The sequence below is a fragment of the Nodularia sp. UHCC 0506 genome (genome assembly GCF_034931045.1).
Classification (GTDB): Bacteria; Cyanobacteriota; Cyanobacteriia; order Cyanobacteriales; family Nostocaceae; genus Nodularia.
The window spans coordinates 17,036-25,374 of the sequence record NZ_JAYGHH010000053.1 but is presented as its reverse complement, the minus strand read 5'-3'; the positions used below and the strand labels follow the sequence as shown (position 1 = coordinate 25,374).

Below are 8,339 nucleotides of genomic sequence, written 5' to 3'. Positions count from 1 at the left end.
CTAAATATAAACTTTTCATTGCTCCCTGGAAGGGACAATTCAATATTTGTTGCAGAGCCAGTTGCATTTCTGGGGTTGTAACTCCCTGGTGGTGAAAAGGTTTCACATCACTTCCATCAACAAAATTTTGTAATGCACAAGGAAGATATTGTAATTGATTAGCATCAAAAGTACTAAAAAACTTTGTTGGTTCAATCTGAATTTGCACTCTAAAAATTTTCTGCCCGGCTGCATATTCATCGATTTCTTTAATTCCTGGCGCAAATTCGAGATAATTATGACCCACACATTCATCTGCCGAATTTGTCAAACCTTGTAAAACTGTTTTGGTATTGCCTTTAAGAAAAAAGCTTAACCTTGTTATAGTATGATTTCCGTATTCTGAAATTTGGATTAAATTATCTATAGGTGTAATTTCATAAGTTCTGATTCTTAACCCAGAGCGAAGCGGCATACACGATTCTTGCCAATGGAAATATTTTGTACTTACCTTTGTAGATTCTTTATAAATATTAGAATTTGAATTAGATTGATGATGTGTTAGACTTTCATCTAACATTTCCCAGAAGTCTTGCTGATACAAAACTATTGTCATATTTTTCAGCAGTAATATATTTTAGGTAAATGGAGTATTTTTGAGAATTATTGAGATTAACTCTCATTTTACCAGATTATGTAGCATAAACAGCAGACAGTGTGGGTAAAACTCCATAGCTCCCTTAGAGGTTATTTGATTCTAGAAACTGTGTGTCGGGTGGGTAATATAACTCGTTTTTTAAGATCCAACCAGTTTCTTGCTGCAAATATGCGTGCGTACTCAGACCCATTTGTTTAGCTGTGAAGGCAACTAATTTATAGTTTAATCCCAGGCGATCGCACAATTGTTTTTGTCTCAAACCTTTCTGGATATTCATGAAAGCATTAAATGAGGATAGCAAGGCGATAATTCTGAATCTTGGCTTCAATTCCCATGATAGTTGCGTCTGCTTCGTCCATACGTCCTGTTAATTGGGCAATGTCACGTAATCTGCGTCAGATGGCATCAAATCCACTACCACCCATCAGATATATTGGGGCAGTATTTCGCCACCACCAGCGATCAAACCAATGGAAAAATACCCAGCCGATGATCAGATTAGGCTGAGTATTTTGAATAGCTGAAAAATTTGGCACCATCCAAGACCCTACAGACATGAATTGCTGTGCGTCTTTGCGTGAAACAAAATTTATCCCCTGAACCAGCAACGCCGTTGTTTCCTTCCCATTCCAGGACGAGGTTAAACTAATACAGGTGTTTTTTCCATATCTGGACTGTACTTACCTGCACTAGCAGCACTATTCAATTTAGCCCGATGATAAAGTAGTTGTTGTGCAGCTTGGATATTGGCATCATTGCCACACCAGTATTCTAAGGCGGATTGTTGAATTGCCCGCGCATAAGAAAATGTAACACGCCAAGGCAGGCGATCGCCATATCTAGCATTCATTGTATTTAAATGCGCCGACGACTGTTCATTGGTTTGTCCACCCGATAGAAATGCTACACCTGGAACTGATGCAGGTACATTATTCAGTAAGCATTCAATAGTTTTATCTGCTACTTGATCTACAGTTGCAGGAGTAGAACAATTAAGTCCAGCAATTACCATACTAGGCTTGAGAATCATTTGATCAAATGCAACTTTGTGCAAGCGCAGTTGAGTAAATACTGCTTGCAAAGTTTGATCCGTAACTTCATAACAACGTTCAATAGTATGGTCTCCATCGATTAGAACTTCTGGTTCCACAATCGGTACTAATCCACCTTCTTGACACAATACCGCATAACGAGCTAAAGCATGGGCATTGGCTTCAATGCAACTACGGCTAGGAATACCTTGACCGATGGTAATTACAGCTCGCCACTTGGCAAATCTAGCACCCATCTTATAGTATTCAGCAATGCGTGAGCCTAATTCATCCAGTCCTTCTGTCACCTTTTCATCAGGACATCTAGCTAAATCTTTTGCCCCTCCATCTACCTTGATACCAATAATTATTCCCGCCTCCTGCATGATTTGGGTAAAAGGCACACCTGTTTGTGATGATTGACGAATGGTTTCATCGTACAAAATAGCACCACTAATAAACTCACTTAAGTTGGGAGTCGTCAAAATTAGCTCTCTGTAAGCACGGCGACGATCCTCTGTGGTGGGAATTCCTAGCTTATCAAATCGCTTGTTACAAGTACCATTACTTTCATCCATTGCCAAGATTCCCTTACCAGAAGCAACCATTGCTTGGGCAGTAGCTCTCAATTCTTGAGCATAATTACTCATATTTTTATCCTCTAAGGTTACAACTATTATGAAAGACTTGCGACATTATTGCAACCTTTTATCAAAAAGAATATAATCCTATTTAATAAAAATGTGTTCTAGATTTACCTGTTACTGGATGATGTATCACCTGTGAAAACACCTACAAAGCTTACGCATAGGGGATAAATAGCTTTATCTATCTACCAGTCTGTGTATATGTATCATTTATTTACCCTGAACTTTATGATAAATAATTGCAATATTGATTTTTGAATAGCCCTGTCTGTAGGTACAAACCAAAATCCACACATCCAAAATCTAAAATTCTGTGATTGGGAGTACAAGCCGTGAATGCAAATGAAAAAGTCAACAGTTGGCAAATGGTGAGCAAACTTGCGACTGTGATCAATCTTTTTAAAACCGAATTTCCCGATAGTGTGGCTGATTTAAGTCCCTGGTTGAAAAATCCAGAAACCGAAAAATTCGATGATCCATATTCGGTGGATTTAGCTTTTCATTTCTCTAGACGTAGTTACCTTTGCCAAAGTTATTGTATTTTGATGCAAATTCGCCTATCCTCACCAACCGAATCTGCAATGCAAAGAATTGTCAAAATTGAACTTTCTGGACATGACTATATGGGACAGCAATGGCAATTTGCTACTATAGAAAATAGAAATTTTCAGGGTGTAAAGTTGCCACTACCAGAAGCTGAACAAAAAATTAAACATATTTGTCGTCAAATTCTGAGTCTTTGGAGTAACGTCGATTGTTGACAAAAATTTTGGATTCAACTCATAGCGTCTCCATTGAGGTATGATCAGGAGGGTGAGGAATTTTACTTTTAAACGCAGAGGTTCGCTGAGGTAAACGCAAAGGTACGCAAAGCAAACAACTCCAATTATGCTCAATTTTAAGGCTGATTGCTCGCGTGTTTGAACCAGCCCTGCTTCCAGAGGTCTACTTGCTCGGTTATGGGGAGATATATTTCGTCACAGAAACCTGAACCACTATGTCTGTGCAATTTATCGCTATCTAGTTGCTCAACTCGGCATGAAAACTATTAAGCTGTAAATAGCACGTTAAATTTTTACTGAAATTTCAGAATCGCCTCAGAAAGTTTTAAGCTGGGCGGTTCGGGTTGACTCATTGGCGAACTACCTGTAATTACATTATGTTTGATGCTTTATCTGACCGTTTAGAAAGTGCCTGGAAGAAACTACGGGGACAGGACAAAATATCTCAATCCAATATTCAAGACGCTTTGCGGGAAGTGCGCCGCGCCTTGTTGGAAGCTGATGTCAATCTCCAGGTAGTTAAAGATTTTATTAGCGAAGTCGAAACCAAAGCACAAGGAGCCGATGTGGTGGCTGGTGTGCGACCTGACCAACAGTTCATCAAAATTGTTCACGATGAATTGGTGCGGGTGATGGGGGCGGAGAATGTTCCCTTGGCGGAAACTGAGGAAAAGCCCACAATCGTTTTGATGGCTGGGTTGCAAGGTACTGGTAAAACCACAGCTACAGCTAAATTAGCCTTACATTTAAGAAAATTAGATCGTAGCTGTTTATTGGTAGCGACAGACGTATATCGCCCCGCAGCTATTGACCAATTGCTGACTCTAGGAAAACAAATTGACGTTCCGGTTTTTGAATTGGGCAGCGATGCCGACCCTGTAGAAATTGCCCGTCAAGGTGTGGAACGTGCCAGAGCCGAAGGTGTGAATACGGTAATTATCGACACGGCTGGTCGTCTGCAAATTGACGAAGACATGATGGGGGAATTAGCCCAGATTAAGGCTATTGTCCAACCTCATGAAACCTTGCTAGTCGTAGACTCTATGACTGGTCAAGAGGCAGCAAATTTGACTCGCACCTTTCACGAGCAAATCGGAATTACCGGGGCGATTCTGACCAAATTAGATGGTGATACCCGTGGTGGTGCGGCGCTATCAGTCAGACAAATTTCGGGAGCGCCAATTAAGTTTGTGGGTGTCGGTGAGAAAGTCGAAGCCCTGCAACCTTTTTATCCTGACCGCATGGCATCCCGGATTCTGGGAATGGGTGACGTTCTTTCCCTAGTGGAAAAGGCTCAGGAAGAATTTGATCTGGCCGATGCAGAGAAAATGCAGGATAAAATCCTCTCAGCCAAGTTTGACTTTAATGATTTTGTCAAACAACTACGGATGCTGAAAAATATGGGTTCATTGGGAGGCATCATGAAGATGATTCCCGGCATGAATAAAATTTCTGATGAGCAATTGAAGCATGGCGAAACCCAACTCAAGCGCTGCGAGTCAATGATTAACTCTATGACTCGCCAAGAACGCCAAGACCCGGATTTATTGGCAAGTTCTCCCAGTCGGCGACGGCGAATTGCTAAGGGTTCAGGTTATAGAGAGCCGGATGTAAGTAAATTAGTGGGAGACTTCCAAAAAATGCGAACTCTCATGCAGCAAATGGGTCAAGGTCAAATGCCTGCGGGAATGCCAGGAATGTTTGGCGGTGGTATGGGGAATCCTTTTGGCGGTGACGGTAATCGTCCTTCGTCCCCTGGGTGGCGGGGTTATAATACGGCTGCCAGCACGAAAAAGAAAAAGAACAAAGAGAAAAAGAAGAAGGGCTTTGGCACACTTTAAAATTTGTTAACTGATAACTGTTAACTGATTCATAGCAGCAAAGGCTCGCAAGTGCTAAAATTGTCATTTCAGTACCAACAAATAGAAGAATCAGTCCTTAACCATGATTAAATTGCGCTTGAAGCGATTCGGCAAAAAGCGGGAACCAAGTTACCGAATTATCGCCATTAACAGCCTTGCTCGCCGCGATGGCCGTCCCCTAGAAGAACTGGGATTCTACAACCCCAGAACTGATGAAGTGCGACTAGATGTTCCCGGTATCGTCAAGCGACTACAACAAGGCGCTCAACCGACTGAGACCGTCCGTAGCATTTTAGTAAAAGCCAATGTTTTTGAACAGGTCAGTGCCACAACCGCAACCGCATCTTAACGCTAGAATAGAATCCCTAACAGCTAGTCCTGACTATGTTGGGCTAGTGAAGTTTTTGATGCAGCCATTTTTAGAATCTCCAGAGACTTTAAGTATTGATTGTGAGATTTCTCACACACTTAAACGGGTTTGGATTCGCATCGCCTTTGAAAGCAAGGACAAGGGAAAAGTGTTTGGTCGAGGGGGACGTAATATTCAGGCGATTAGAACGGTAATTGCAGCTGCAGCAGAATTTGCCGGACAATCAGTGTACCTGGATATGTACGGCAGTAATAGTTTGGGACGAGAGGGAATGTCTTCTGACGATGACCAGCAAGAGCAATTGCCAGAACCCAAAACGCGAGACAGAACTGTAAATATACCCAGACCTGTTGTTAAACCCAGAACTCGTTAGTTAAGCAAAAGAAAGTCTGAGCGGTGGACACTGAAGCTACGCCGAAGTGCTGTGGTGAATTCCGCTCAGATATTTCAGTCAGTTGTCAAAAATTTCTCATTAAAAATAACCTTTGTTGTCAAAAACTGCACTTAAGAAATACAGTAATAAATACTTATGGCAGATGCCTTAATCATTCAGCTGCCTAATATTCCCAGTGCGATCGCTCTGGCTGGAGATAGAGAAGAAAATCTCAAACTCTTATCCAGACAAACCGGAGCCAGCTTGGTGTTGCGTGGACAAGAACTACATATTGGTGGTACAGAAGCGCAAACTGATCTAGCGGCTCAATTAGTGCGATCGCTTGAAGCAATCTGGACGAAGGGCAATACTCTCTCCAGTGCCGACATTTTAACAGCCCGCCAAGCCCTGGATAGTCATCGACAAGACGAACTTCAAGAATTACAGCGAGATGTCTTGGCCAAAACTCGTCGCGGTGAAGAAATCCGTGCTAAAACTTTTCGCCAAAAACAATACATTAAAGATATCCGTAGGCGTGACCTGACATTTTGCATTGGCCCGGCTGGAACAGGTAAAACTTATCTCGCTGTTGTCGTTGCAGTACAAGCACTCCTGAATAATCAGGTAGAAAAGCTGATTTTAACCCGTCCAGCTGTGGAAGCGGGAGAAAAATTGGGTTTTCTCCCCGGAGATTTACAGCAAAAAGTTAATCCCTATCTCCGCCCACTTTACGATGCTATCTATGAATTTATTGACCCAGAAAAAGTCCCCAGTTTAATGGAGCGTGGTGTAATTGAAGTTGCTCCACTTGCCTATATGCGAGGACGCACCCTCAATCATGCTTTTGTGATTGTTGATGAAGCCCAAAATACGACACCTGCTCAAATGAAAATGGTGTTGACTCGTTTAGGTTTCCGTTCTCGGATGGTAATTACAGGTGATACGACACAAACAGATTTACCCCTGAGCCAAACATCAGGACTAGCGGTAGCCTTACAAGTTCTCAAAAACGTTGAAGGTATTGGTTTTTGCGAATTCACTCAACAAGATGTTGTCCGCCATGCCCTAGTTCAGCGCATTGTCGCCGCTTACGAACGTTATGAAAGATAAAATACCAGATTTTTTATCTGTAGTTTCTGGAATTTTTCCTCATCTGAACTAATTGTAAAACGTTATCACGAATCCCTGATTATGAATAATAATTTGAAAGACTTTTTAGAAGCTTGTGAAAACTTAGGAACCTTACGCATTATTGTTACTAGCAGCGCTGCTGTATTAGAAGCTCGTGGCAAAATAGAAAAACTATTTTATGCCGAATTGCTCAAAGGTAAGTATGCCAATATGCACACTGAAGGCTTTGAATTTCACTTTAATATGGATAAAATTACTCAAGTGAAATTTGAAACAGGTGTAGCGAAACGAGGTAACTTTACCACCTATGCCATTCGGTTTTTAGATGACAACCAAGATGTAGCTTTAAGCTTATTTTTGCAATGGGGTAAACCTGGAGAATATGAACCCGGACAAGTGGAAGCTTGGCAAAGTTTACAGCAGCAGTATGGAGAAGTTTGGCAACCAGTACCGATAGAAACTATGTAAGTAAGTCGTCATGGATAAAGGTTTGGAGTCAGGAATTAAGGGCTAAAGCCCTGACTACGAGCTAATTATAATCTTCAAATTCGGGCTAATCAAGTACGCGATCGCTTACATATATCTGTCCCAATTTGTCTTATGGACAAACTCAAATAGTAATTTCATGCTTTGTATCAGACTAATTTGGAGTTTTTGCTTAATACTGATATTTCTAGTAGGAACTGGAGAAGCAAAAGCCGGAGAATTATCTCAACGACTAGCAAATTTTCCCCAGTGGGAACAACTCACTTCAGTGGAACAGGCTGGGGGTGATTTGGTTTATCCTGATTGGATGGCTGGTTCATGGCAAGTGACAAGCACTTTGGTAGATTTAGTTGCACCTTTAGCACCTGATATCGTCACCCCTGGATTTGAAGCGAATCGCCAACAACTAAATCAGCCTGTGAGTTTTTTAGTACGTTTTATGAAAGAAAAAACCCCAATTACCGGGTTAAAGTTAATTCCTAAAATTGTGAATAAATCATCAATTATAGTAGCAGATAGAGCTTTTAATAGCTTAAATTTAGCTAGAGCTTATTTGGGTGATGAAGTGGTATTATCAACCAAAGTAGATCCAGATTCACCTAATCGGCAAATTACATTTTTGCTTGGCAATCGCCAATTAGTTTCTATTGTGACTGCACGCGCTATCGAAACTCCTGAAAATAGCAAATTTATCACCTCAGAAGTATTTCAACAACTATTTAAAGGCGATTCTCGTCCCTATTTTAATACAGTGGAATCGACCACCGCATATCATAAACTCGCTACATCTAATCCGGCAATTTTAGCAGAACAAGTAACTGCTGTTTATCTTTCACCCCAAGACCCAGATTACTTTGCCGCAGCTTCTCGTCCAGTCGCCCTTTATCGCTATCGTTTGGAATTTTCACCTACTCCTCAAGATTGATTTAGTTGCCCGCACTTGACTAAATTGTAGTATGTATGTAGTATATAGAATCCAAGTTCAGTTTGCGCTCTTGGATGGTGTGCATCATGGCTAAA

The 8,339-nt window shown here is 41.3% G+C and carries 10 protein-coding genes and 1 pseudogene; 7 read left to right on the top strand and 4 right to left on the bottom strand.

Annotation, left to right across the window (positions count from 1 at the left end; translation table 11 throughout):
* The 4 genes and pseudogenes from VB654_RS21520 to VB654_RS21505 form a co-directional block, all read right to left on the bottom strand.
* Window positions 1–595: pseudogene (locus VB654_RS21520) on the bottom strand (hypothetical protein); the annotation flags it as partial.
* Window positions 596–719: 124 nt separating this feature from the next.
* Window positions 720–914 carry a hypothetical protein gene (locus tag VB654_RS21515; protein WP_323215840.1) on the bottom strand — a complete coding sequence of 65 codons (195 nt, stop codon included), beginning with the start codon at window positions 912–914 and terminating at the stop codon, window positions 720–722.
* A 118-nt stretch (window positions 915–1,032) separates the two neighbouring features.
* Window positions 1,033–1,194 (bottom strand): hypothetical protein, encoded by a 162-nt coding sequence (locus VB654_RS21510; protein ID WP_323215839.1) that lies wholly within the window; start codon window positions 1,192–1,194, stop codon window positions 1,033–1,035.
* Between the two features lie 83 nt (window positions 1,195–1,277).
* Window positions 1,278–2,318, bottom strand: a complete 1,041-nt coding sequence (locus VB654_RS21505) for a class I fructose-bisphosphate aldolase (RefSeq protein ID WP_323215838.1) — start codon at window positions 2,316–2,318, stop codon at window positions 1,278–1,280.
* 329 nt (window positions 2,319–2,647) lie between these two features.
* Between VB654_RS21505 and VB654_RS21500 the strand changes: the two genes are divergently transcribed.
* From VB654_RS21500 to VB654_RS21470, 7 genes are all read left to right on the top strand, one after another.
* Entirely contained in the window at window positions 2,648–3,076 is a 429-nt protein-coding gene (locus VB654_RS21500; RefSeq protein ID WP_323215837.1) for a hypothetical protein, read from the top strand.
* Window positions 3,077–3,474: 398 nt separating this feature from the next.
* Window positions 3,475–4,938: a signal recognition particle protein gene (ffh, locus tag VB654_RS21495; protein ID WP_323215836.1), complete on the top strand. Its 1,464-nt coding sequence runs from the start codon at window positions 3,475–3,477 to the stop codon at window positions 4,936–4,938.
* 103 nt (window positions 4,939–5,041) lie between these two features.
* Window positions 5,042–5,308 carry a 30S ribosomal protein S16 gene (rpsP, locus tag VB654_RS21490; RefSeq protein ID WP_323215835.1) on the top strand — a complete coding sequence of 89 codons (267 nt, stop codon included), beginning with the start codon at window positions 5,042–5,044 and terminating at the stop codon, window positions 5,306–5,308.
* A complete protein-coding gene (locus tag VB654_RS21485; protein ID WP_323215834.1) occupies window positions 5,265–5,702 on the top strand; it encodes a KH domain-containing protein in 438 nt (145 codons plus the stop codon). Before rpsP ends, VB654_RS21485 begins: the two co-directional genes overlap by 44 nt.
* Window positions 5,703–5,858: 156 nt before the next feature.
* On the top strand, window positions 5,859–6,812 hold the full coding sequence (locus tag VB654_RS21480; protein ID WP_323215833.1) for a PhoH family protein: 954 nt from the start codon (window positions 5,859–5,861) through the stop codon (window positions 6,810–6,812).
* An 81-nt stretch (window positions 6,813–6,893) separates the two neighbouring features.
* Entirely contained in the window at window positions 6,894–7,301 is a 408-nt protein-coding gene (locus tag VB654_RS21475) for a ChuX/HutX family heme-like substrate-binding protein (protein ID WP_323215832.1), read from the top strand.
* 157 nt (window positions 7,302–7,458) lie between these two features.
* Window positions 7,459–8,244: a DUF6816 family protein gene (locus tag VB654_RS21470; RefSeq protein ID WP_323215831.1), complete on the top strand. Its 786-nt coding sequence runs from the start codon at window positions 7,459–7,461 to the stop codon at window positions 8,242–8,244.
* Window positions 8,245–8,339 lie beyond the last annotated feature (95 nt).